The following is a 25,123-nucleotide window of genomic DNA, read 5'->3' on the forward strand; positions in this document are numbered from 1 at the left end:
TAGGTTTATTTGGTATGCCCATTTTTAAAGATACCAAATATTTCGAGAGTTTTTTGGTTATATGAACGAAAGTTCATTGTGTTTCCATTCTTAAGTGGATAGGCATGGGGAGTGAATGGGAAATGGAGACAAAGAAGGTATTCAAACCTTTTGCGATATGGAGTTTGGAAAAAGAAGAAGCTTTTTTAAGAAAAATGCATCAAAAAGGATGGGCTTTACAAAAGTATAATGTAATGTATACGTTTAAGAAAACTGAACCAAAAGATGTAGTATATAAAGCGGATTTTAGACTGGATTATAAAGATTCAAAAGAAAAACAAAAAGAATATATTGAAATATATGAAATGTGTGGATGGAAACATGTAACGAGTTTTGCGAAGTGGAATTATTTTTGTAAAGAAGTAGACGTGGAAAATGAGTTACCTGATATTTATTCAGACAAAGAAACGAAGATACAAAAATTTGTTGAATTGATACAGTTCGTTGCAATTATGTTTGTAATGTTAATTCCAGTGCTTTACTTATGTTTTCTTGGAGTATCAGAATCAGGATTATATAAAGGTATGGTTGGGTTTTTAGTTTGTATATATTTATATGCGTTTATTAATTTATTTAGGAAGATTAAAAAGTTGAAAAAGGAAATATTTTAACAAAGAGTGATATTCTTAGAGAAGATTATTGATGGGAATCAACTTCTCTAATTTCTATATATATTTATTTTGTTCATTCTTTTTTATATAATAAAAGACCAACTTTTTAATTCATAGAACTAACAGTTACAAAGATAATACCATAATACCAGTAACAACACCTAAAAAAATCATAAATGAAGAAGAAATAATCAATAATAACGAACTAGCAATTAATATTAATTTAATAGATTTTTAATTTTTAAAATGGTAGTAAAGTAAAAGACTATAAATAGTAGAAACAAACCATATTGTTAGACCGTAAGGAGTCGTTATTTTCTCCCAATCGAAGATCCAAAAGTAAAAGATGACTATATGACAAGTTAATAGTAGAAATATTGATGGAAGCGTTATTTTTTTATTATTTGTTTTACCTCGCTTATGTAAACATTCCCAAAAGAGTGCGAAGTTTAACATATAATAAGGAAGAAATCCATTTTTAATTAACTTATTAAACGAAAAAATCCCTTATAGAAAAATCTATTTCTATAAGGGATAATCATGTTTTTATTAGAAAGACTGATTTTGAGCAGGTTTAATAAATTGTTCTGGGTTTTCAACAAGCCCACATACAGCGCATTGGACGCGATAAGTAGGTCCTTGATAGGCCATATGAAAAGCATTCATCGTTTCATTTGTGTATTCTTCTTCCACTTGACCAGTTTGTGGATTTATTTTGACTGGTTTTACTTGTTGCTCAAGAATATTAAAGCGAGTACGGTTCGTTTTACAGCTTGGACATAGCATTGGTTCCATATGTATACACCTCCATTTGTATCATTTCTTAAAATCTTTAATTTTATGCAAGCAAAAAACTTTCTCAATATAAATAGGTGTTTAATGTATTTAAAATTCAGAAAAAATAAAATATAATAAAAGTACGAACTGGTTATGTCCAAACCAAATCTCCTGTTTTATGCCAATAAGCTGGGGGGCCGAGAAATCGGCCTCATTTTTTTTGCTCATTACTACAAGGAACAAGGTTTTTATGAGACTTTTGTCGAAATTTTAGGGATAGATATAAAGGGGGATGTAAAATGAATTTGAAAATGAAGTACATCATTTTATATGTAGAAAACTTTGAGGAATGTTTAAAATTCTATAAAGATATTTTACAGTTACCTATAAAAGCAGAGCACGGAACATATATTGAATTTAATACTGGAACTACCATTTTAGCGATGAATACGCGGCAAGATGTGAAAGAATTAACAGGACTACCGCTTACAGAAGGTGAATTACAGTCTTCTCATTTCGAATTAGGATTCGTTGTTGAGAATGTACAAGAAACGATTGAGCAATTTAGAGAGCAAGGTATTAAAATTTTAGTGGAGCCAATTGTGAAACCGTGGGGACAAACAATTGCCTACATTGCCGATCCAGATGGGAATTATATTGAAATTTGCAGTTCATTAGAATAAAAGGAGAAAAAGAGATGGGGTTTCCGAGACTAGAAACAGAACGTTTACAATTAAGAGAACTAACACTGTTAGATGCAGAAACAATGTTCCGTTATTTTTCAAAAGAATCTGTTATACGTTATTTCGGAATGGATTCTTTCGAAAATATCGAGCAAGCGAAAACAACGATTCAAACGTTTAAAAATCGTTATGAAGAGGGCAGTGTATTTCGCTGGGGAATCGAGAAAAAAGGGACGGGCCAATTAATCGGAACGTGCGGATTTCATTTAATTAATAATCATCATAAACGAGCTGAAATTGGTTATGAATTAGATGATACATATTGGGGACAAGGATATGCATCGGAAGCGTTACAGGCAATTTTAACTTACGGGTTTGAAACATTGCAACTTATTAGAGTTGCAATGTTGTATATGTAGAAAATAAAGCTTCTCAAAAATTATTAAGTAAAGCAGGATTTCAAGAAGAAGGATTACTTCGAAAACATATGATTCAAAATGGAGTTGCTCATGATACTATTTTATATTCTTTATTAAAAGAAGAGTGGAAGAAGTAATGAGTACAAACGAACTTATAACGATTATGAAGAAGCATAGGGAAAATAGATTCATTTTAGGTATAGATGGTTTAAGTCGATCTGGAAAAACAACATTCGTAGCCAATTTAAAAGAAAATATGAAACAAGAAGGCATTCCGTTTCATATTTTCCATATTGATGATCATATAGTGGAGCGTAATAAACGATATCATACTGGATATGAAGAATGGTACGAGTATTATTATTTACAATGGGACATTGAATGGTTAAGGCAGAAATTTTTTCAAAAGCTACAACATGAAACAAAATTGAAATTACCTTTCTTTCACGAAGAAACAGATATATGTGAAATGGAAAAAGTACAGATTCCTATTGTAGGCGTAATTGTTATTGAAGGAGTTTTTCTGCAGCGAAAAGAATGGAGAGATTTCTTTCATTATATGGTCTATTTGGACTGTCCAAGAGAGACAAGGTTTCTACGTGAGAGTGAGGAGACACAGAAGAACCTTTCAAAGTTTGAAAATAGGTATTGGAAAGCAGAGGATTATTACTTAGAAACGGAATTGCCGAGGGATAGGGCGGATTTAGTCATCCAATGATTTGAAAATAGAAGGTGAATAGAATGAATATTTTATGGGATTTTGATGGGACGTTATTTGATACGTATCCTGCATATACAACAATGCTTTCTGAAATATTAGGTGACTCAGTAGAAAAACAAGAAATATACAAAAACTTAAAAATATCATACTCTCATGCAATTCAGTATTATAATATTTCATGCGAGCAGGAAGAAAAGATTAAAGTTTTGAAGGGGAAATTCACGCCAAAAGATATGAAACCTTTTGCAGGTGTCGAAGAGGTTTTGAAATTTGCAGATAAAAATGTGATTATGACCCATAAACATAGGGCAGGGGTTATGGACATTTTAAAATATTACGGCTGGGAAAAATACTTTGTAGATATGGTTACAATTGACGATGGCTTTCCCCGAAAGCCCAACTCTTTAGCTTATAATCATTTACATAAAAAACATAATATTGATTTAGCTATTGGAGATAGAGAATTAGATTTATTACCTGCAAAAGAATTAGGTATTTCAACATGTATGTTTCAAGGTAATTGTGATGTAGCGGATTATTCTTTATCACATTACTCGGAGTTTTTTAAGGTAGTGAGTGATAGAGAGTTTTCTTTATAAAAAAAGTTATTAATAAGGACTGAATCTTTCATTTTAAAGGTACAGTCTTTATTTTATATAATTCTTTCATTTTATTCCGCATTAACGGGCAGCCTGATTGCTTCAATTAATAATCAGTGGAGGGTGAACAAAACCTCCACTGATTAAAGTTTCACTTTATTTTCTGTATATAATAATTACTAGAGATTAAAGGATAATCGTCCATCTTTATTAAGGAAGTGGCCAGTTTATTTTAACTAAATTATGGTTATTCATGTTAATATGAACTCATAGCTATATAGAAGGGGTGGGGTTAGTATGAAAACTGAAATAGTTCCTAAAAAGAAGTACAGTATAATAAGCTATGCATCTTTACTCATCGGCATTTTGTGTTTTCTATTCGTTTTTATAACGCCAACAAGGATAGCCAATGCAGGTAATATAGTTGGGGATTATATTACAATTGCCCTGACAGGTGTAGGTATCATGCTTTCAATAATCACAATGACGAAAAGAACAGAGAAGAAGGGAATTGCTATTCTTTCATTAATACTGTCCTCATCATTTTTTATATTTTGGATCATAGCAATTATCCTATTGTTTACTGGTCAAATTAGTTTTGCGCCGTAATGTGTAATAAAAAGAGTCCTTCTCGTATGATATCGGGTTCAGTTACGGGAGAGAAAATATAAAATAACACACAAATTAGGGATGTAAATCACATATGATTTAGCACCCTTTTTTTATTGTTATTATAGTGTTTAAGCACTTTTATATAGTTAAATAGTGTTCTAAATAAAAAGATAAATGGAAAATTTATGTTAAAATAGTTGTAGAGATTATGAAAAAATGTTCTTAAACTAACAGTCAGGTTACTTTAAGAAGGTTTTTTCAAAGGAAATGGTAAATATCATATTTTGAAGGGGTGATTGCAGTGGAGTAAGTGATTTTTTTAATCTTAGTTAAATACTTTGAAGGAAGGCATTTATAACTATGAATACAAAACTAATAATAGTAGAAGGGTTACCTGGATTTGGAAAATCAACCACTGCAAAGCTAATAAATGAAATTCTAAGCCAAAATAAAATTGAAGTTGAACTATTTTTAGAAGGAAATTTGAACCACCCAGCCGACTATGATGGTGTATCTTGTTTTAATAAATTTGAGTTCGATAGATTATTATCTAACAGTGGGGATTTTAAAGAAGTGCTCCTTAAGAAAGTTCTAAAAAAAGGAAGCAATTATTTATTACCATACAGAAAGATAAAAAATGAGTTTGGTGACCAGTTTTCGGACGAATTATTTAACATTATTTCTAAAAATGATATATACGAATTACCATTCGATAAAAATGTTGAATTAATTGCTGATAAATGGAATGACTTTGCTGAAACTGCTCTAGAAGACAATAAGGTTTATATCTTTGAATGTTGTTTCATACAAAATCCATTAACAATTGGGATGATTAAATATGGTGAACAAAAAGAAAAAATAATAAATTATGTAATGAAAGTTGCAAAAATCATAGAGAATTTAAATCCAATGTTATTGTATGTAGAACAAGATAATCTTGAATTTTCATTTAGGAAGGCGTTAAAAGAAAGAACTCCAGAATGGTCCACAGGAATTATTGACTATTACACTAACCAAGGCTATGGGAAAGAACATAACCATTCAGGTATAGAAGGAGCGATAAAAGTTCTTGAAGCTAGAAGGAATTTAGAATTAGAAATATTCGATATGTTAAAAATGAAAAAAGAAAAAATCAATAATACAAAATATGAAATTGACTCATATAGGTCAATGTTAAAAGATAAGTTAGCCATACAAATGGTGAAATAGCTTTTTACACTAACTGGTGCTTTAGTTGAATAAGGAAATAAAAACGCTCAGAATATCTTCTGAGCGTTTTAGTTTGTTATTTCTAATGGTTATTAGCATTTTTCTCTTCCTACACTGAACCCATTACTCATATGAAGGACTCTTTTTACTCGGTATCTTCAGGTTGATATTCTAAAATATCACCCGGTTGGCATTCTAATGCTTTACATATTGCTTCTAAAGTTGAAAAACGGACTGCTTTTGCTTTTCCATTTTTCAAGATAGAAAGGTTAGCCATTGTAATTCCAACCTTCTCCGAAAGTTCTGTTACACTCATTTTTCTTTTTGCTAACATTACATCAATATTAATAATAATTGCCATATTATTCACCTCAGACCGTTAAATCATTTTCTGATTTTATATCTATAGCATCTTTTAATAGTCTTTGGAGAACGGCAGCAAAGACCGCGATTACCATTGAAGAAAAAATCATAATCATTCCGATAATAATAATGCCAGGGGCATCATCTCTCTCTGCCACGAGATAAAAAAGTGGCATACCTAATACATATAATACACTAATTGCCAATGCGCTGTACTTAATATTTTTTAAAGCTTGAACAGATAGCTCTGAGAATGCGTTATTTTTATCAATATAGTTTAAAAGCTTAAATGTTTGGTACAGTGCGAAGTAATAAGGTATTGCTGTTGCGTATAAATTGATAAATACAAGATATTTAATATATGCAATATCCGGATATAATTCTGCGGCAAAATTTCCTATTTTAGGGACTAAAAAAATGCACATAGCAAGAACGGGGATTCCGATTAGAATTACAACGGTCTTTAAAAAGAGTGTGGATCCTTGTTTCATAAAAAGCACCTCATTTATTTAATATCTTATTAATTTAACATGAAATTTATTGTTTAACAATAAATTTTTATTTCTTTTAATCGAGGATTTATTGTTAAACAAGTAATTAATGAAAAGGATGTTAAATCTTTTTTATAAGATAAATGATACATATCGATATTTAATTAAAGAAAGAGAAAGTAACTATTGTTAGCTTTATGAGAATTGGGAACTAATAAAACATATGTAGGTTTTGGTATGGAAAAGGAAATAAGGTGTATTGAAATGAATGCAAAGTTTATGGAGGAACAATCATGTTGAATTATGGTGTGAAGATGAAAAAGTTACTATTAGTGGGAGCTATAATAGTAAGCGTATTAAGTACGGAAAGTATGATGAATTATCATGCGGCCAAAGCTAAGGTGAAAAAAGTAGAACACCAGCCTAAAAATATAATTATGATGGTTATGGACGGAACGAGTTCAACGGCGACAACATTGGCTCGCTGGTATAAAGGGGCACCGCTTACGTTAGATCAAATTGTAACAGGAGGTGTTCGTACGTTTTCGGCGGAATCAGCTATTACAGACTCAGCGCCAGCAGCAACAGCTTTAGCAACTGGAAATAAATCGAATTCAGGATATGTAGGTATATTACCTTCTATTGTAAGTTCGCCTAGCTTACAGCCAATAAAAGAAGAAGAAAAGTTACGGCCGGTCGCAAACGTATTAGAAGGCGCAAAATGTACTGGTCGTGCAACTGGCATTGTTGCTACATCTGAAATTCAGCATGCTACTCCGGCCGGATTCTCTGCTCACCATGTCAATCGCAAACATTTTGACGTAATTGCGAAGCAGCAAGTATATCAAAATATAGATGTCGTATTAGGCGGGGGAAAAGCGGCGCTGTTACCTATGAAAAGTAATGGAATCCGAAAAGATGGTGAAAATTTAGTAAAGGTGATTCAAGACAAAGGATACGATTTCGTTGAAACGAAAGATGCGTTATTGAACTCCAAATCTAATAAAATTTGGGGCTCTTTCTCACATCATGCTCTTGCGTTTGATATGGATCGTATAGCAACAAATCCAGAACAACCAACACTTTCTCAAATGACAGAAAAAGCAATTCAAACATTATCAAAAGATAAAGATGGCTTCTTTTTATTCGTAGAAGGTAGTAAGCCTGATTGGGCAGCTCATGCTAATGATCCAATTGGGATGATTAGTGATGTATTGGCATTTGATGAAGCGGTAGCAAAGGCGTTACAATTTGCGAAGAAAGATGGGGATACGATGCTCATCGCTTTAACTGATCATGGTAACAGCGGCATCTCTATAGGGAATAGGAATACGACAAAAGGATACAATACTACACCGGTTTCTGTATACATTGATCCATTGAAAAAGGCGAAAATGACACTTGAAGGAACTATAAATAAACTGAAATCTGATTTATCAAATGTAGAAGATGTAGCTAAACTATACGGTTTGGATAATCTAACTCATGATGAAAAAGAACAATTAAAAGTGGCAAAAAAGAAAATGGATGTAGGACGAATTCTTACTACATTATTGGCTAATCGTGCAAATATCGGCTTTACGACAGGAGGACATACAGGTGAGGATGTATTCTTACATTCTTATGGACCTCAAAAACCAGAAGGCTTAATCCAAAATACAGACATTGCGAAGACGATGGCGAAAGCGATGGGCTTTAACTTAGAAGAAGTAACGAATAAAATATTTTTAGAGAGTGAACAAGCCTTTAAGAAAATCGGTGCAACTGTAACAGCCAACAAAACCGAAGGAGCAAACCCGTTACTCGTAGTAAAACATAATAAAGTAGAAGCACAATTATTTGGTAACAAAAATATAATTCGTATCAATGGTAAAGGGTATGAATTAAGAAGTATTATTGTAGAGAGTAATGGAAAGTGCTATGTACCAGAAGAAGCAATTCAACTATTTGTAAAGCATTCTCGTTAAAAAATTGCCAACCAGTTAAGCTAACTGGTGGCAATTTTTTGTGTTTATTCTAAATATAAGTGTTCGAATTGTTTTGTAAAGTTTTCCATATGAGACTTGTATAAATGTTAAAGGGAAATTATATTTTTTTCTTACATTAAAAAATTTCGTTTTGTAGAATAAGAAGTTATACATATAGTAAAGTCTAATGTGTTATCAATTAATATTTACGAAAAATATATTAATAATTTAGAATTTCTTTAATGTTCATTATTTTTTATTTAAGGTTATCCGTTATATTTATAATATGTTTATTTCAATTTATTGTATTGAAGCTCAGTTTTATATAATTATAAAGCAATCATCAAAATAAAATCTCCACTAGAGTAAATTTATTATTTTTTTGCGGAAATTATTATGCAGCTAAGAAAACTGTAATTTATTGAATTAGAAATATATTAGAATTTAGTTGAAGAAAGAGAGAGGGAATAAAATGAATATAGTGCACTTACGTCCTAAACAGCGGTCTAAGTATCGCATTATGCTAGGGAAGTGGTATTACTCTACAAAGAGGTACATTCAGTGGTTAGCAGACGGAAAAACATATGCAAAAAGGTTTCAACAAGAAAAGCTACCTTGTACAGCAATTCAGCACCGAACGATATTACTTCGTAAGCTCAAAGATGTAGATATGTGGTATCAACAGAATAAGGTTGTTAATTTGAAAATTGCTGTTAAAAAACTAAATGGTATCGTCATTAGACCGGGAGAAACATTTTCTTACTGGCGTTTAATAGGTAAGCCAACGAGGAAAAAAGGGTATGTAGAAGGTATGGTATTACATTACGGATCTTTTCAAACAGGTATTGGAGGAGGTCTTTGTCAGCTTTCGAATTTAATATATTGGATGACTTTACATACACCACTGACAGTAACAGAACGATATCGTCATAGCTTTGATGTCTTTCCTGACTCTAGGCGCACTCAACCGTTTGGGAGTGGGGCGACTTGTTCCTATAACTATTTGGATTTACAAATTAAAAATGAAACGGACCAACCGTATCAACTTCACCTTTATATGACAGATGAACATTTAGTTGGTGAATGGAGAACAGTCTATCCGCAACTTTATCAATATGAAGTGTATGAGAAAGAACACTCAATTCAACCTGCATACTGGGGCGGTTATATACGACATAATGTGATTCAACGTAAAGTATATAATCAACAGAAACAGTTAATAGAAGATCAATATGTAACAGAGAATCACGCTATAATGATGTACGAACCACTATTAGCTTGTAATAATGAGAATAGTGAGTAATATGGTAATCCATAGATTAAATAGTATAGAAAATATTTAATTCTTATTTTTATTAAAAAAGCATGAATCCCAGATTTACTGGGTTTTGATTGTAACTAAGAACATATAAAAGTTCACTGTTATTTATAGGAGAGTCTGTTTGTTTTTATATCTTATGTATTTCACCCTGCATAAAAAAATATTTTTCAACATTTTATTTGTTGAAAAAGATTGAATATTCGTATTATAACGAATATTATGTTGTTATCGGCAAAAAACGATAATTTGCAGACACTGGGGAGGAAATACATTGAAAAAGAAAAAGAAATTAAAACCATTAGCGGTATTAACAACAGCAGCAGTACTAAGTAGTACGTTTGCTTTTGGAGGTCACGCAGCGTATGCTGAGACACCAACATCATCTCTACCAATAGATGAGCACTTAATACCGGAGGAGCGTTTGGCTGAAGCGCTAAAACAACGGGGGGTAATTGATCAATCTGCATCACAAGCTGAGACTTCAAAGGCTGTCGAAAAATATGTTGAGAAAAAGAAAGGGGAAAACCCTGAGAAAGAAATCTTAACAGGAGATAGTCTTACGCAAGAAGCCTCTGACTTTATGAAAAAAGTAAAAGATGCAAAAATGAGGGAAAATGAACAGGCGCAGCAGCCTGAAGTAGGCCCAGTAGCTGGACAAGGTGCAGCATTGAACCCTGGGAAATTAAATGGAAAAGTACCTACTACATCAGCGAAGCAAGAAGAATACAATGGAGCTGTTCGAAAAGATAAAGTACTTGTTTTACTTGTAGAATTTAGCGATTTTAAACATAACAATATTGATCAAGAGCCAGGATACATGTATTCTAAGGACTTTAATCGTGAACATTATCAAAAAATGTTATTTGGTGATGAACCATTTACTTTATTTGATGGATCGAAGATTAACACATTTAAGCAATATTATGAAGAACAATCTGGTGGTAGCTATACAGTTGATGGGACTGTAACAGAATGGCTTACTGTTCCAGGAAAAGCATCAGATTATGGTGCTGATGCGGGTACTGGTCATGATAACAAGGGACCTTTAGGACCAAAAGATCTTGTGAAAGAAGCATTAAAAGCAGCGGTAGCAAAAGGGATAAATTTAGCAGACTTTGATCAATATGATCAGTACGATCAAAATGGTAATGGAAATAAAAACGAGCCAGACGGCATTATTGATCATTTAATGGTTGTACATGCTGGTGTTGGTCAAGAAGCTGGCGGCGGTAAATTGAAAGATGATGCGATTTGGTCACATCGTTCAAAATTAGGTTCAAAACCATATGCAATTGATGGCACGAAATCTTCTGTTTCGAACTGGGGCGGAAAGATGGCTGCATATGATTATACAATCGAGCCTGAAGACGGAGCAGTTGGTGTGTTTGCACATGAGTATGGCCATGATTTAGGCTTACCAGATGAATATGATACAAAGTACTCAGGACAAGGTGAACCTGTTGAGTCATGGTCTATTATGAGTGGTGGTAGCTGGGCTGGAAAAATTGCAGGAACAGAGCCAACGAGTTTCTCGCCACAAAATAAAGAGTTTTTCCAAAAGAATATGAAGGGGAACTGGGCGAATATTCTTGAAGTAGATTATGACAAACTTAGCAAAGGAATCGGTGTTGCAACATATGTAGATCAAAGTACTACAAAATCTAAACGACCTGGAATTGTTCGTGTTAACTTGCCGGACAAAGATATAAAAAATATCGAATCAGCGTTTGGTAAGAAGTTCTATTACAGTACAAAAGGAAATGACATTCATACAACACTTGAGACACCAGTATTTGACTTAACAAATGCAAAGGATGCTAAGTTCGATTATAAGGCATTTTACGAACTTGAAGCGAAGTATGATTTCCTTGACGTATATGCGATTGCAGAAGATGGAACGAAGACACGCATTGATAGAATGGGCGAAAAAGATATAAAAGGCGGCGCGGATACAACTGATGGTAAGTGGGTTGATAAATCATACGATTTAAGCCAATTCAAAGGAAAAAAAGTAAAACTGCAATTTGAGTACTTAACAGATATTGCAGTAGCTTATAAAGGATTTGCGTTAGATAATGCAGCCTTAACTGTAGATGGAAAAGTTGTTTTCTCTGATGATGCAGAAGGTCAGCCTGCAATGACGTTAAAAGGCTTTACTGTGTCTAACGGATTTGAACAGAAAAAACATAATTACTATGTAGAGTGGAGAAATTACGCTGGTTCTGACACTGCGTTACAATATGCACGTGGCCCAGTATTTAATACAGGAATGGTTGTATGGTATGCGGATCAAAGCTTTACAGATAACTGGGTAGGCGTTCATCCAGGTGAAGGGTTCTTAGGAGTAGTAGATTCTCATCCAGAGGCAATTGTAGGGACATTAAACGGACAACCTACTGTGAAGAGCAGTACGCGTTATCAAATTGCCGATGCGGCATTCTCATTTGATCAAACACCAGCATGGAAAGTAAATTCACCAACACGCGGTATCTTTGATTATAAAGGATTACCAGGAGTGGCAAAATTTGATGATTCTAAGCAATACATCAACAGCGTTATTCCTGATGCAGGACGTAAGTTACCGAAGCTAGGACTGAAGTTTGAAGTGGTAGGCCAAGCTGAAGACAAGTCTGCAGGTGCAGTTTGGCTTCATCGATAAAATAAGGTAAAAAGAAGAGAAGCTGCGATAAGTCGGTGAAACTGACTGATTGCAGCTTTTTTCTTCTTGTGAAAAAACTCGCTGTTTTTTATGTACTTATTGGAAAAATATGAAGTTTCTTTGATACATAAAATGCTCCGTCTGTCCAATTATAGAAGCTATTTTGGACGTAAGAAATTTGTAAGTAATGAGTAAGAAAAAAGAGATTTTCATAGTATAAAATATTTATTATAGCTACTTTTAACACCTGCTACTAATAGTGTGCTATAATATGAATTAGCAACAAAAAGGAAAGGAATTAGAACAATGACCTTAGAAAATACTAAAAATTTAAAAAAACAAGTTGCTCCTTTTGAAAAATCAACGATTAAAAAAAGTGTTTGGCAACTGATCAACACAATCGTGCCATTTATTATTTTATGGTACCTTGCTTATAAAAGTTTGTCAGTTTCTTATTGGTTAACATTAGTTCCAGCACTGTTAGCCGCTGGATTTATGACAAGGATTTTCATTATTTTTCATGATTGTACCCATTATTCATTCTTTAAAAGTCGACGTGCAAATAGAATAGTTGGAACGTGTATGGGTGTTTTAACATTATTCCCATTTGATCAGTGGGGGCATGAGCATTCTATTCACCACGCTACGAGTGGTAATTTGGATAAGAGGGGTACAGGGGATATTTGGACGCTTACAGTAGATGAATATGTAGCAGCACCATTTAGACTCCGTTTAGCATATCGTTTATATCGCAATCCATTCGTTATGTTTGGGTTAGGCCCGATTTATGTTTTCTTGCTTAAAAATAGATTTAACCGAAAAGGTGCTAGAAAAAAAGAACGTATGAACACTTATTTAACGAATATTTTAATCGTTGCTATTGTAGGAATGCTTTGCTGGGCAATTGGATGGCAATCGTTTCTTTTAGTACATGGTTCTATATTTTTAATAGCAGGTTCAATAGGGATTTGGCTGTTTTACGTACAGCACACATTCGAGGATTCTTATTTTGAAGAAGATAAAGAATGGGAATATGTGAAAGCGGCAGTGGAGGGAAGTTCTTTTTATAAACTTCCAAAAATTTTGCAATTTCTAACGGGTAATATTGGATTTCATCATGTTCACCATTTAAGTCCAAGAGTACCTAACTATAAACTAGAAGAGGCACACAACAATACTCTTCCTTTAAAAAATGTACCAACAATTACGCTTGCTACAAGCTTGCGTTCACTCCGTTTCCGTCTTTGGGATGAGAAAAGTAACAATTTTGTTAGCTTTAAAGATGTCAAAAATATAATTAAAAATAATGTTTCTGTTCGGGTGAAATCTGAACTATAATTGCATCGTATATAAAATTCCCCTTAATCATTTTCGATTTAAGGGGAGTTTTTGTTTAAAGATTAGATGCCAGATAAGAAGAAAAATTAAATGTTTCAAATTGTAATGGAAGCAGATTAGGAATTGCTAGTACGTAAGTACAAATACAAGATGACAATAAATGCATTATGTTAACAAGTGGAGTTATCATGAATGTTCCATTACGATAACTGTTCATAAATCCGACGAAAATTAATAGCAAAAGGGGGATCGTACAACAGTATATCTAAAAAATTAGAAAAGACTTGAACGGAAATTTCATTCATTTTTCTTGGTGTTCCGCATTCCATACACTTAAATAGGATGCATATTCTAATTCATCTGGATTGTCATGTAACATAGAAATGAATTCTAATTTATTTCTATCACAATCTAGAAAGTATACACTTGCAGCGGGCATCCACCTTTGGACAATTGGCTCTTGATTTCCTTTTCCTTGACTTCCTATCACTTCTATTCCACGCTCCTCTAACCACGCTTTAGAAGTCATTAAAAACTCTAAATTTACACCAAAAGCAAAATGTCTCAGCTCAAAGTCTTCGATATTATTTACTTCCCATAGTCCAAGCATTTGTTTTTTATTTTCTCCGACCCAAAAGAAAGCCACTCTTCTTTTGGAGAGTTTTCTTGCTAAGGTTAATCCTAGCTTGTTTTGATAGAAATTTATCGCTTTTTCTAAATTTCTTACATGTAAATGAGTCTCGTATATGTTCTGTATCATTATGATCATTCCTTTCTTTCTTGGTAACTACCAGTTGAGTAATGAATGTAATTCTAATAATGTACAGCTATATCTGATATACCTATTTATTATTATATCGAAATTGAAATACGATAAATCCAACTGAGGTAGCAAGTTCAAATGAAAATTTTACTACTTTTGTAGGAGAAGAGAAAAATCCATTAAATTCAGGTGAACTCATATTTAAATAATAAAAAAAGACAACACATGAAGTGAAACGCCACGTGTTGTCTTTTTTGTATCGTACAATATTACGAAGTTTCGCTAATTTTAGTTTCACTTTGAGTGTTAGTTGCAATTCTTTTCTTAACTTTAAAGTGATAGTAGGTATAGCAAAAGATGATAAATGGTACAGTACAATAAATGCCTAGTCTTTGATCTGGGATAAAGATAAGACTTACTAATATAATGCCATACAATCCAAAACCAAGAATTGGTACAAGGGGATAGAGTGGAGTTCTGAACTTCAAGTCGTCTAATTTTCCACCTTCAGCTAAATAGTGTTTGCGGAAAAAGAATTGAGAAACACAAATTGACATCCAAACAATAATTGTTATGACTCCAGAAATGGAAATTAATCATAAGTAAACCGTTTCAGCAGCTACGACGCTTGTTAAAAGAGAAAAAGCAGAAATAGCTATTGTCATGATTAAAGCGTTGAGAGGAATCCCACGTGATGATAATTTCTTTAAAAATGCTGGAGCCATTTCGTTTTTTGATAAAGACCAAAGCATTCGAGTAGCAGCGTATAGTCCTGAGTTTGCAACAGAAAGAACAGCAGTAAGAATAACAAAGTTCATAATATCAGCTGCATATGGAATACCGATATTATCAAAAACAGCAACGAATGGGCTCTTTGTGAGTCCTGCTTCTTCCCAAGGAATTAAAGCAACAAGAACAAAGATTGCTAAGACGAAGAAAAACATTGTGCGCCATATAATATTTCTAATAGAACGAGGTAAAGTTTTTGCTGGATCTTCACTTTCACCTGCTGCGATTCCGACAAGCTCTGTACCTTGGAAGGAATAATTGACTGTAACCATTGTTAATAGAATAGCTGCAAGTCCATTCGGAAATAAACCACCATGATTTACGAAATTTGAAAGGAGTGGAGCTGGTTCGTCGCCTTTTAAATCAATAAAGCCGAACATAGCGGCGCCACCAAGAATTATAAAAGCTATAATGGCAGATACTTTTATACTTGAAAACCAAAATTCTGTTTCTGCATAACTACGAGCAGATAATGCGTTAATAGTAAAGATTGTAACGCCAAATATTAAACACCAAGCCCAAACAGGAATATCAGGAAACCAGCGCTGCATTGTAATACCGGCAGTTGTAAATTCAAGACCGGTCGTATTCGCCCAGCTTAACCAATACAACCATCCGATTGTAAAGCCAGTTGCAGGATTGATGAATTTAGTGGCATATTCCTGGAAAGAACCCGAAACAGGCATGGCTACAGCGAGTTCACCAAGACATAGCATAACGAAATACATTAATAATCCACCGGCCATAAAGGCAAGTACGGATCCACCAGGTCCAGCTTGACTTATTATAAAGCCAGATCCGTTAAATAACCCCGTTCCAATCACACCACCGAGTGCAATCATGAATAAGTGTCTACTTTTCATCGTACGTTTTAATTCATTGTTTGTATTGTTTACTTGCGCCATTGTTTTCCTCACTTTCGTAGTTGATAGAATAAAGTTTGATGTTTTTCCGTATTATGGAATGTATTCCGTGATGTGAAATCTTGTTATAATTTTCAGATAATTAAAAAGAAAAGTCAATATTTTTTTGTTTGCGTTTTCAATTCGTTGTTAGTGATATATTTTTATTGTTAGAAAATTGAATAAATATATTGATTTCATTTCGAATGTTTGCTAAATTGATAGTTAATTAAACGTACTAACATACTACGAGTAAAGTTGAGGCGAGTTATGGTACAGTCCATTGATCGAGCGATAAGTATTATTAAATTATTGAATTCTACAAATGAAAAAGAGTATTGGGCTATTTCTGATATAGCTGATGGAACACATCTCCCAGTTAGTACAGTACATAGATTACTTAACTCTCTAATGGAGCATGGGTTAGTTACACAAATACCAGAGACAAAACAGTACAAAATTGGACCAATGTGGATGGAAATAGGGTTACGTCAATTGGAGAAGGTAGACTACAGATCAGTTGCAAGAGAAGTGATGAAGCGGTTGGCCTTTGAAGTCGAAGAAAGTGTCTATTTAAATATTCCAAACGGAACACATTCTATTATCATTGAAAGAATTGATAGTCCTTTAAAAATTCGAGTTATCGATAATCTAGGGGAACAAATTCCACTTTCAATTGGTGCCGCAAATAAAACGATGCTTGCCAATATGAAAACGAATGAAATGGAACATATTGTAGAACATTTACTTTCTTCATTACCAGAACAAAAGCAAATTCTTCTTAATCAAATAAAGCAAATAAAAAATGAAGGATATGCTGTCAGTTATGGTGAAAAAACAGAAGGGACAGCTTCAGTAGCTGCACCTATTATCGGATTTAATCATAAAGTAGTAGGAGCATTAAGTGTTGGGTTAATTAGTCATCGTATTAATGATGATCGACTATCTTTTCTTATTAGCAAGGTAAAACAAGCAGCTCATGAAATATCAATAAAAATCGGCAGTACATCAGAACTATAATTTTGATAGCTGTCGTCATTTTTTATTCATATACTGGAATTCGTTTTCATAATGCGGAAAAAATAGGGGGATTTATATGTCAAGGTGGCAATCAAAAGAACAATTGATTCAATTATTAAGCAGTCTTGTTGAAATTCCTAGTATTACAGGTACAGAGGCTGAAGTGATATTGCCAGACTTTGTTGTGGAGCAATTATCTGATTTACAGTACTTCAAAGAAAACCCGCACCATGTGCAAAAAAATCCGACGGGGGACGGACGATATTTTGTTACAGCACTAGTAAAGAAAAGTGATAGTACAAAAAATACTGTAATTCTAGTAAGTCACTTTGATGTTGTAGATGTACAAGATTACGGAGTGTGGAAAGAAGATGCATTTAATCCTAAAAAGTTAACATCTATGTTTTATTCTCATAAAGATGAACTTCCAGACCATGTACGTGAAGATATAGAACATGGAGATTGGCTGTTTGGTAGAGGAACAATGGACATGAAATGCGGCCTCGCATTACAAATGGCAATGATTGAACAAGCATGTGAAGGAAGATTCGATGGGAATGTTCTTTTATTGGCTGTACCAGATGAAGAAGTGAATTCTGTAGGGATGAGGGCCGCTGTTCCGAGACTATTAGATTTAGCAAGAGAGCATAATTTAGATTATAAAACGGTCTTAAACTCAGAGCCTATGTTTTCAAGACATCCTGGTGACCAAAATAAGTATATTTACACTGGCTCTATTGGTAAAGTGTTACCTGGTTTTCTTTGCTACGGAAAAGAGACACATGTAGGTGAACCTTTTGCAGGGTTAAATGGGAGTTATATGGCTTCATTAATAACAGCAGAACTAGAGTTAAACACAGACCTTTGTGATATTGTAGAAGGGGAAGCGAGTCCTCCACCAACTAACTTACTTCAAAGGGACTTAAAAGAGGATTATTCTGTACAAATTCCGCATCGTGCAGTCACATTATTTAATTTGTTTTTATTAGAAAAATCAATGACAGATGTAGTTTCATTGTTACGTCAAAAAGTAACGAAAGTAGCAGAGAAAATAGAAGAGTCGTATGAAAAACATGCATATCGTTTTTCTAAATATAATCCATTTATACCACCTAATCTCAAAGTAAATGTATTAACTTATGAAGAGCTTATCACATATGCAATTGAGCAACATGGACGAGAAAAAATAGATCATATTCAATCTAATATTATAAAAAATAGAGGAGATAAAGATGATCGTGCGGTAACGATTGATTTAGTAGATAAATTAGCGATTTTATGTAAAGAAAAGGCACCGATGATTGTACTTTTCTTCGCTCCGCCGTACTATCCAGCTGTGAGTTCACGCAACAATCCTTTAATAAAAGAGGTAGTTGTAGAAATGGAAAAGTATGCACATTACAATCATAAAATTACATTTGAAAACCAAAATTATTTTGGGGGGATTTCAGATTTAAGCTATGTAGGCTTGCAGTATCCACTGGATTCAATGAGTTCGCTTGTAGACAATATGCCATTATGGGATAAAGGCTATTCAATTCCGCTTCAGGAATTAGAAGAGTTTGATGTTCCAGTATTAAATATGGGACCGGTAGGAAAAGATGCACATCAATGGACAGAACGTCTAGATGTAAACTACGCATTTGAAACACTATTAGATATGTTACCGAAATGCATTGAAAAATTATTAGTTTCTAATAAAATTACACAATCATAGTAGGGAATAGGTAAGGGATAAAACAGAACCTTTAAAGAAGAGTCGAATCAAATTATTTTAATATAATTAAAAAGTAGAACGGCCAAGCTCAATTTTATATGAGTTTGGCCGTTTATCATGTAGTGAATTTTTAATTAAAATTATGTGAATTCATAGCTAACGTAATCTCTTTTATAGTTTTATTTTTTAGTTTGACCAGATAGTTCAACAGACTTTTGCGTACAACGCTGCATAGCTGAAATAATCGCTGTTCGTAATCCTTTTTCCTCTAATGTTGCTACAGCTTCTATTGTCGTTCCGCCAGGAGAACAAACCATATCTTTCAATTCACCTGGATGTATTCCTGTTTCTAGTACCATTTTTGCAGAGCCTAACACAGCTTGAGCAGCGAATTTATATGCTTGATTTCTTGGCATACCATCTAGTACAGCAGCATCTGCCATCGCTTCTATAATCATATATACATAAGCTGGTGAAGAACCACTTACGGATGTGACAACATCCATTAATTTTTCACTTACGATCTCTGTTTGACCAAAACTATTGAAAATGTTTAGTACATCTTCTAAATTTTTTTCTGTCACCATTTCATTAGGGCATAATGCAGACATTCCTTCTCCAACAAGAGCAGGAGTATTAGGCATTACTCTTACAACCTTTACTTTTTTATTAAAGGCATTTTCAGTACTTTCAATACTTTTTCCAGCAGCGATCGTAACGATGATAGCATCGTTTTTGATTACTTCTTTTATTTCATTAATTATTGATGAATATAGGTCTGGTTTGATTGATAAAATTAAAATATCAGCATTTTTAGCTACTTTATTGTTGTCGGTAGTTGTAGTTAGCCCATATTTTTCACTAGCATTTTTTAAATTAGCAGTGTTTAAATCTGAACAAATAATTTGATTTGAAGATACTATATTTTTGTTTATCATTCCGCCAATCATAGCCATTCCCATATTTCCGCAACCGATGAATCCAATTTGTTTATCCATAATAACTCAATCTTGCTCCTTTTATAATCAATTATATCGGTTTGATATTATTTTCTTAGAATAAGAATAACATCCCTGTGCAATATAAAGAAACATTCTAAGAGAATATATTCCTTTTTGCAACACTAAAAGACAAAAATTAATTATATTCGACATTATGTAAATATATACACTATAATGTAAGGTTTTATGTTTATGAATATGAGTTAAACTTATATCATTTTGTATTTTCATTCAGTAGGGCGATAATTTCATACAAATAACTTGTGGCTCTATTTATTTTTAAAAATACCTCTTGACACCGAATCGAACTATATCGCATAATATAAAAAAATTAGATTGAAAATCGTTGAAGGGAATTAGTACATATGTCTTCTTGCGAAAGAGAGTGGAATTCACCGGCTGAAAGATTCCTCGTATAGAATATATCGAACCTATCCCTGAGTCTTAAATGAAAGTTTAGGCGTTCGCCTGCGTTATAGGCACCAAGTGGATATCTATGTATATCAATTAAGGTGGTACCGCGGAACAATGACCGTTTCGTCCTTTTTATTTTATTAAGGGCGAAGCGGTCATTTTTATTTTGCTCTAAAATACTTCAGTGCAGCATTGATGAGAATAGATATAGTTACAAAGTGAATGAAGTGTAATTTATAAAAAAACTTTGATTTTAGACTTGGGGGATAAAAAAGTGAAAAAACAACGAATTGTTGTAAAGATTGGGAGTAGTTCCTTGGCAGATAGTCATGGAGGCATCTCTACAGAACAGCTTTCAGATCACGTTGCCGCATTGGCTCGGTTGAAAGAAGATGGGCACGAGGTTGTGTTAATTACATCTGGAGCCGTCGCTGCAGGTTTTTCAGCGCTAGGATATCCTAGCAGACCTGTAACGATTAAAGGGAAACAGGCTGCAGCAGCTGTCGGACAAAGTTTGTTAATGCAGGCGTACACGGAGGAGTTCCGTAAATATGGCATCGTTACTGCGCAACTTTTGCTGACGAGAAGTGATTTTTCTAGAAAAGAACAATATAGTAATGCTTACGCTACGTTAGGAGAATTATTAAACCGTTCCGCTCTTCCAATTATTAATGAAAATGATTCCATCTCTTTAGAGGAGCTAACGTTCGGTGATAATGATATGCTGTCAGCTTTAGTAAGCGGGCTTGTTTCGGCGGATATGCTTATGATCTTTACGGATGTGAACGGGTTATATGACAAAAATCCTCAGAAAAATGCGGATGCAAAAAAATATTATTTTCTTCCTGAAGTTACGGAAGAAATTTCTTCTCTTGCAGGAGATGCAGGCTCAAAACTTGGGACTGGCGGTATGAAATCAAAAATCGATGCTGCAAAGACAGCACTCTCTCTTGGTGTGAGTGTATTTATCGGAACAGGACGTGGACAGGAAAAGTTTGTAGATGTTTTGAAGGGTAAGGGTGATGGAACGTATGTTGGTAATGCTCCTCAAAAAGAAATGAAGATGAACAAGCAATGGATTGCCTTGCATTCGCTTGTTAGCGGACAAATTGAAGTAGATGCTGGGGCAGCTACTGCCATCATTCAGCATGGGAAGAGTTTACTTCCAGCTGGTGTTACGAATGTATCAGGATTTTTCCAAGTGGGTGAAGTTGTAGAGGTTGTAACGCAACAAGGGCGCGTAATAGGAAAAGGACAATGCACATATAGTGCAGAGGAACTAAGAGATGTAAAAGGTATGCAAAGCCAAGATATTCAAGTAAGAGGCGAGAGACATAGTTATGAAGTCATCCATAGGGATCATTGGGTTTCACTTTAAAAAGGAGGAAATAAAAATGAATGAAGTGTTAGCAAAGGGGATAAAAGCAAAAGAGGTTGCTAGAGAACTTGTGCTTAAAACTACAGATCAAAAAAATGAAGCACTTGCTGCAATTGCTAATCAGCTGATAGTAGAAACAGCTTATATTTTAGAAGAAAACAAACGGGATATTGAAGAAGGTAAGGAGAAAGGATTTTCTCATTCACTCCTTGATCGCCTTTTGCTGAATGAACAACGAATTGTTGATATGACAGAGGGTATTAAGCAGTTAATTGAATTACGTGATCCTATTGGAGAATGTGTAAGTGCATGGGAACGACCAAATGGACTATCTATTCAGGAGATGCGCGTACCACTTGGTGTTGTCGGAATGATTTATGAGGCAAGACCGAATGTAACTGTTGATGCTGCTACAATTTGTTTAAAAACAGGAAACGCAGTAATACTACGTGGTAGTTCTTCTGCTATACATTCTAACAAAGCTATCGTTAGCGTTATTCACCGGGCGCTTAAGCAAACTAGCTTGCCTTCAGAAAGTGTACAGCTCATAGAAGATACAACGAGAGATAGTGCAAAACAGTTGTTTACATTGAACGAGTACTTGGATGTTCTTATACCAAGAGGCGGTAAACAATTAATTGATACAGTAGTGAGAGAAGCGTCTGTTCCAGTACTTGAAACAGGTGCGGGAAATTGTCATATATTCATTGATGAAACAGCAGATAAACAAATGGCGTTTAATATTATTATAAACGCAAAAACGCAGCGTCCATCTGTATGTAATGCAATTGAGACGATTGTACTTCATGAGAATTGGGCAGAGCAATATGGTAGCGAGTTGTTTTCTTCCTTGAAGGAAAGAGGAGTGGAGCTACGTGGTGATAATAAAGCAGTGGCGATTGATCCTTCTATCTTACTTGCGACAGAAGAAGACTGGGAAACTGAGTTTTTATCTCTCACACTAGCAGTGAAAGTGGTTTCCACTGTTGAAGAAGCGATTCATCATATAAATACGTATGGATCTATGCATTCTGAAGCGATTATTACTGAAAACGAGGAAAACGTCAGCAAGTTTTTTACTTCTGTAGATGCCGCGGCACTTTATCATAATGCATCGACTCGTTTTACAGATGGATCCGAATTTGGATTCGGAGCGGAAATTGGTATCAGTACACAAAAGTTACACGTAAGAGGACCAATGGGGCTTCCAGCATTAACTTCTACAAAATATGTGATTCGTGGAAATGGGCAAATTCGAAAATAATAATAAAAGACACTCAATTGGCTTGGGTGTCTTTTTTTATAAAAATTATTTACCATACAAATAGCCCAACGAGCATAGCACTTAATAAAGAAACAGCCATCCCGCTAACAAGAAGCTTCCAAACATTTTTACCGATGACTGATGATTTTTCTCCGCCAAATAATGAATTGTAAGTTCCGTAAATCATACCTACTGTACTAAAGTTAGCAAAAGAAGCTAGAAATGTCGTTGCAACCGCAACCGTATGCGGTTGTAACGACTTTAAGTTTGATTTTAAATCCATCATTGCAACAAATTCATTCGTCGTTATTTTGATCCCCATTAATTCAGCTACATACATAGCATCACTGCCTGATAAACCGAGTAAAAATGCAAAAGGACTAAAGATAATGGAGAAGATTTTTTGAATTGTTAACCCCGTTACAAAAAATCCTAAAATCCCATTTAAACATGCTGTTAAAGCTACATAACCAATTACCATAGCTAAAATAACGATAACCATATTCATCCCAACTAACATACTGTTTGAAATAGTAGAAAAGAAATCCTTTTTTTCATGTTTTGAAGGTGTGTAAACAACGTCTTCTTCTTTCGAAACTTCCACAGGATTTAATACATTGGCTAAAATTAATGCGTTAATACAATTTAATGGAATGGCACTGAAAATATATGTTGCTGGCACCATTGATAAATAAGCGCCAAGAATGGATCCGCTAACGCTACTCATACTCATAATTCCAAAAGTTAATAATCGATTTTCTTTTAACACAGATAATTGATCACGAACAACCGCAAGTGCTTCGGTGTTTCCTAAAAACATCATTTGAATCGAAAAGAAACTTTCTAACTTTGGTAAACGAGAAATCTTTGAAATAACTGCACCTACTTTATCAATAATCCAAGTTAAGATTCCGAAATAAGATAGAATATCGAAAAAAGTAATAACAAAAATGATAGGAAGTAACGCACTAAAGAAGAAATCAATGTGCTGACTTTCCATAGCTGAAGGAAATGCAAATCGAATACCTTCATTCGCACATGCTAGTAGCCAACTGAAAAATGACGCAATTTTATTAATGATAATACTGCCGAGCTTTGTGCCTAACATAAACCATGTAATAAAAAGCTCCAATAGGATGAGAATTACAATTGGTCTCCATTTTATATGTTTTTTATTAGGCGAACATAAGAAAACGATTAATATGACAACGAAAATCCCTAACATATTCAATATGAAATGCATGTCAACAACTCCTTGAGGCTTATTATTTGTATATAAAAAAGCATCTATTCTTCCAAATTTGGATTATGATTAGAAGTTATGAAGCATGTAAGTTATGTTAGGAATCAATGTATTTTAATTTGCTTTATTTTGAGTAATCGCAGTAATTATCGAACAATTAGTTGTTTTCAATTGTTTTGTTGGATATTAAACGTATGCGATTTTAAACATCGTTTATCCCGGATTAACGGGCAGTAAGACTTTTACCTCAAAATTCAGGGAAAGCAAAGAAGTGGGGATGGGCTGCCCGCAAAATCCCGATTGGTAAGAGCTGATTAAAATTTCACTTTATAAATAAGAACGGTGAGTTGGCCATGAACCTTGAAGTTTCCGAAGCTGTATAATTTGTCCTGTATGATAAGCATCATGCAAAAGGATATTCATATATTGTTGCCAAACTGGTAGAGAAGGACTTAGTTGATCTAGTTCTGCTTCTTGAAGGGCGGTTAATGAAGATTGTAAGGCATCATGTACTTGAAGCGTTCGCTTTACTGTTTGTTGCCAAGCGTCATCATCATTAGGCTCACCTTGGATAAAGGTTTCATCATTATTTTGTGGAGCAACAAATGTATTATCTTCATGTAAGCGGGAAAGTAAGCGCTCTTTAAAAATTAATAAATGGTTCACATTTTCCCAAATCGTATTACTGGCAGCACCTTCTGGTTTCCAACATGCTTGTTCAGCAGTAAGATTTTTTAACGCTTCAGATATCGGTGGGTACCATTCTTCCTCGTAAAAAACTTGTTGGACTCCATTTTGCAACATTTCTTTTCTTCTCATTCTT

General features: G+C 34.0%; 21 protein-coding genes, 3 pseudogenes and 1 other annotated feature. Of the genes and pseudogenes, 15 read left to right on the forward strand and 9 right to left on the reverse strand.

Translation table 11 applies throughout. The features are described from left to right. Window positions 1-122 precede the first annotated feature (122 nt). Window positions 123-650 (forward strand): DUF2812 domain-containing protein, encoded by a 528-nt coding sequence (locus tag ACS2CR_RS23900; protein WP_000448426.1) that lies wholly within the window; start codon window positions 123-125, stop codon window positions 648-650. Window positions 651-756: 106 nt separating this feature from the next. On the opposite strand, the pseudogene ACS2CR_RS23905 reads toward ACS2CR_RS23900, so the two are convergent. Together ACS2CR_RS23905 and ACS2CR_RS23910 are read right to left on the reverse strand one after the other, a co-directional pair. Then, a pseudogene (locus ACS2CR_RS23905) lies at window positions 757-1,106 on the reverse strand (hypothetical protein). Between the two features lie 93 nt (window positions 1,107-1,199). Further along, the gene (locus ACS2CR_RS23910) at window positions 1,200-1,445 is read right to left on the reverse strand and encodes a hypothetical protein (protein ID WP_000433602.1); all 246 of its coding nucleotides are present in this window, start codon (window positions 1,443-1,445) and stop codon (window positions 1,200-1,202) included. A gap of 281 nt (window positions 1,446-1,726) precedes the next feature. Here ACS2CR_RS23910 and ACS2CR_RS23915 point away from each other — a divergent pair, with 281 nt between their 5' ends. From ACS2CR_RS23915 to ACS2CR_RS23940, 6 genes and pseudogenes are all read left to right on the forward strand, one after another. Beyond that, window positions 1,727-2,110 (forward strand): glyoxalase/bleomycin resistance/dioxygenase family protein, encoded by a 384-nt coding sequence (locus tag ACS2CR_RS23915; RefSeq protein WP_053514095.1) that lies wholly within the window; start codon window positions 1,727-1,729, stop codon window positions 2,108-2,110. Between the two features lie 14 nt (window positions 2,111-2,124). Then, window positions 2,125-2,666, forward strand: a pseudogene (locus ACS2CR_RS23920) (GNAT family N-acetyltransferase). Beyond that, window positions 2,666-3,247: a kinase gene (locus tag ACS2CR_RS23925; RefSeq protein WP_000106112.1), complete on the forward strand. Its 582-nt coding sequence runs from the start codon at window positions 2,666-2,668 to the stop codon at window positions 3,245-3,247. Before ACS2CR_RS23920 ends, ACS2CR_RS23925 begins: the two are co-directional and overlap by 1 nt. Window positions 3,248-3,270: 23 nt before the next feature. Next, window positions 3,271-3,849 (forward strand): HAD-IA family hydrolase, encoded by a 579-nt coding sequence (locus ACS2CR_RS23930; RefSeq protein ID WP_053514097.1) that lies wholly within the window; start codon window positions 3,271-3,273, stop codon window positions 3,847-3,849. Window positions 3,850-4,146: 297 nt separating this feature from the next. After that, on the forward strand, window positions 4,147-4,458 hold the full coding sequence (locus ACS2CR_RS23935; protein WP_000845547.1) for a hypothetical protein: 312 nt from the start codon (window positions 4,147-4,149) through the stop codon (window positions 4,456-4,458). Between the two features lie 363 nt (window positions 4,459-4,821). After that, on the forward strand, window positions 4,822-5,670 hold the full coding sequence (locus ACS2CR_RS23940; RefSeq protein WP_053514099.1) for a hypothetical protein: 849 nt from the start codon (window positions 4,822-4,824) through the stop codon (window positions 5,668-5,670). A 145-nt stretch (window positions 5,671-5,815) separates the two neighbouring features. On the opposite strand, the gene ACS2CR_RS23945 is transcribed toward ACS2CR_RS23940, so the two are convergent. After that, entirely contained in the window at window positions 5,816-6,031 is a 216-nt protein-coding gene (locus ACS2CR_RS23945; protein WP_000974619.1) for a helix-turn-helix domain-containing protein, read from the reverse strand. A 10-nt stretch (window positions 6,032-6,041) separates the two neighbouring features. Next, window positions 6,042-6,524, reverse strand: coding sequence for a DUF2975 domain-containing protein (locus ACS2CR_RS23950; protein ID WP_000809119.1), 483 nt, complete (start codon window positions 6,522-6,524; stop codon window positions 6,042-6,044). A 293-nt stretch (window positions 6,525-6,817) separates the two neighbouring features. Here ACS2CR_RS23950 and ACS2CR_RS23955 point away from each other — a divergent pair, with 293 nt between their 5' ends. The 4 genes from ACS2CR_RS23955 (at window position 6,818) to ACS2CR_RS23970 (ending at window position 13,809) form a co-directional block, all read left to right on the forward strand. Continuing rightward, window positions 6,818-8,491 (forward strand): alkaline phosphatase, encoded by a 1,674-nt coding sequence (locus tag ACS2CR_RS23955; protein ID WP_053514103.1) that lies wholly within the window; start codon window positions 6,818-6,820, stop codon window positions 8,489-8,491. Window positions 8,492-8,963: 472 nt separating this feature from the next. After that, complete coding sequence (locus tag ACS2CR_RS23960; RefSeq protein ID WP_001028242.1) at window positions 8,964-9,794, forward strand: VanW family protein; 831 nt, start codon at window positions 8,964-8,966, stop codon at window positions 9,792-9,794. A 289-nt stretch (window positions 9,795-10,083) separates the two neighbouring features. Next, window positions 10,084-12,471, forward strand: coding sequence for an immune inhibitor A domain-containing protein (locus tag ACS2CR_RS23965; RefSeq protein WP_053514281.1), 2,388 nt, complete (start codon window positions 10,084-10,086; stop codon window positions 12,469-12,471). A gap of 306 nt (window positions 12,472-12,777) precedes the next feature. After that, a complete protein-coding gene (locus tag ACS2CR_RS23970) occupies window positions 12,778-13,809 on the forward strand; it encodes a fatty acid desaturase (RefSeq protein WP_000171499.1) in 1,032 nt (343 codons plus the stop codon). A 301-nt stretch (window positions 13,810-14,110) separates the two neighbouring features. Here ACS2CR_RS23970 and ACS2CR_RS23975 read toward each other — a convergent pair whose 3' ends face one another. Beyond that, window positions 14,111-14,569 (reverse strand): VOC family protein, encoded by a 459-nt coding sequence (locus ACS2CR_RS23975; protein WP_000615639.1) that lies wholly within the window; start codon window positions 14,567-14,569, stop codon window positions 14,111-14,113. Between the two features lie 272 nt (window positions 14,570-14,841). After that, window positions 14,842-16,266, reverse strand: a pseudogene (locus tag ACS2CR_RS23980) (amino acid permease). A 267-nt stretch (window positions 16,267-16,533) separates the two neighbouring features. Here ACS2CR_RS23980 and ACS2CR_RS23985 point away from each other — a divergent pair. Both ACS2CR_RS23985 and ACS2CR_RS23990 read left to right on the forward strand, forming a co-directional pair. Continuing rightward, a complete protein-coding gene (locus tag ACS2CR_RS23985; RefSeq protein ID WP_000250746.1) occupies window positions 16,534-17,283 on the forward strand; it encodes an IclR family transcriptional regulator in 750 nt (249 codons plus the stop codon). Between the two features lie 76 nt (window positions 17,284-17,359). Continuing rightward, on the forward strand, window positions 17,360-19,000 hold the full coding sequence (locus ACS2CR_RS23990) for a M20/M25/M40 family metallo-hydrolase (protein WP_000092404.1): 1,641 nt from the start codon (window positions 17,360-17,362) through the stop codon (window positions 18,998-19,000). Window positions 19,001-19,179: 179 nt separating this feature from the next. Here ACS2CR_RS23990 and proC read toward each other — a convergent pair whose 3' ends face one another. Continuing rightward, window positions 19,180-19,998, reverse strand: coding sequence for a pyrroline-5-carboxylate reductase (gene proC / locus ACS2CR_RS23995; RefSeq protein ID WP_053514282.1), 819 nt, complete (start codon window positions 19,996-19,998; stop codon window positions 19,180-19,182). A gap of 340 nt (window positions 19,999-20,338) precedes the next feature. Then, window positions 20,339-20,549 (forward strand) — a binding site (T-box leader). A 140-nt stretch (window positions 20,550-20,689) separates the two neighbouring features. Between proC and proB the strand changes: the two genes are divergently transcribed. Next, the gene (proB, locus tag ACS2CR_RS24000; RefSeq protein WP_000744736.1) at window positions 20,690-21,793 is read left to right on the forward strand and encodes a glutamate 5-kinase; all 1,104 of its coding nucleotides are present in this window, start codon (window positions 20,690-20,692) and stop codon (window positions 21,791-21,793) included. A gap of 16 nt (window positions 21,794-21,809) precedes the next feature. Beyond that, window positions 21,810-23,057 carry a glutamate-5-semialdehyde dehydrogenase gene (locus ACS2CR_RS24005; protein ID WP_001006620.1) on the forward strand — a complete coding sequence of 416 codons (1,248 nt, stop codon included), beginning with the start codon at window positions 21,810-21,812 and terminating at the stop codon, window positions 23,055-23,057. A gap of 49 nt (window positions 23,058-23,106) precedes the next feature. Here the strand turns inward: ACS2CR_RS24005 and ACS2CR_RS24010 are convergent, their stop codons facing one another. Both ACS2CR_RS24010 and ACS2CR_RS24015 read right to left on the reverse strand, forming a co-directional pair. After that, window positions 23,107-24,300 carry a NupC/NupG family nucleoside CNT transporter gene (locus ACS2CR_RS24010; RefSeq protein ID WP_000545484.1) on the reverse strand — a complete coding sequence of 398 codons (1,194 nt, stop codon included), beginning with the start codon at window positions 24,298-24,300 and terminating at the stop codon, window positions 23,107-23,109. A gap of 327 nt (window positions 24,301-24,627) precedes the next feature. Further along, on the reverse strand, window positions 24,628-25,119 hold the full coding sequence (locus ACS2CR_RS24015; protein ID WP_053514283.1) for a DinB family protein: 492 nt from the start codon (window positions 25,117-25,119) through the stop codon (window positions 24,628-24,630). Between the last annotated feature and the right edge of the window lie 4 nt (window positions 25,120-25,123).

This window comes from Bacillus cereus group sp. BceL291 (genome assembly GCF_051776705.1).
Taxonomy (GTDB): domain Bacteria; phylum Bacillota; class Bacilli; order Bacillales; family Bacillaceae_G; genus Bacillus_A; species Bacillus_A cereus.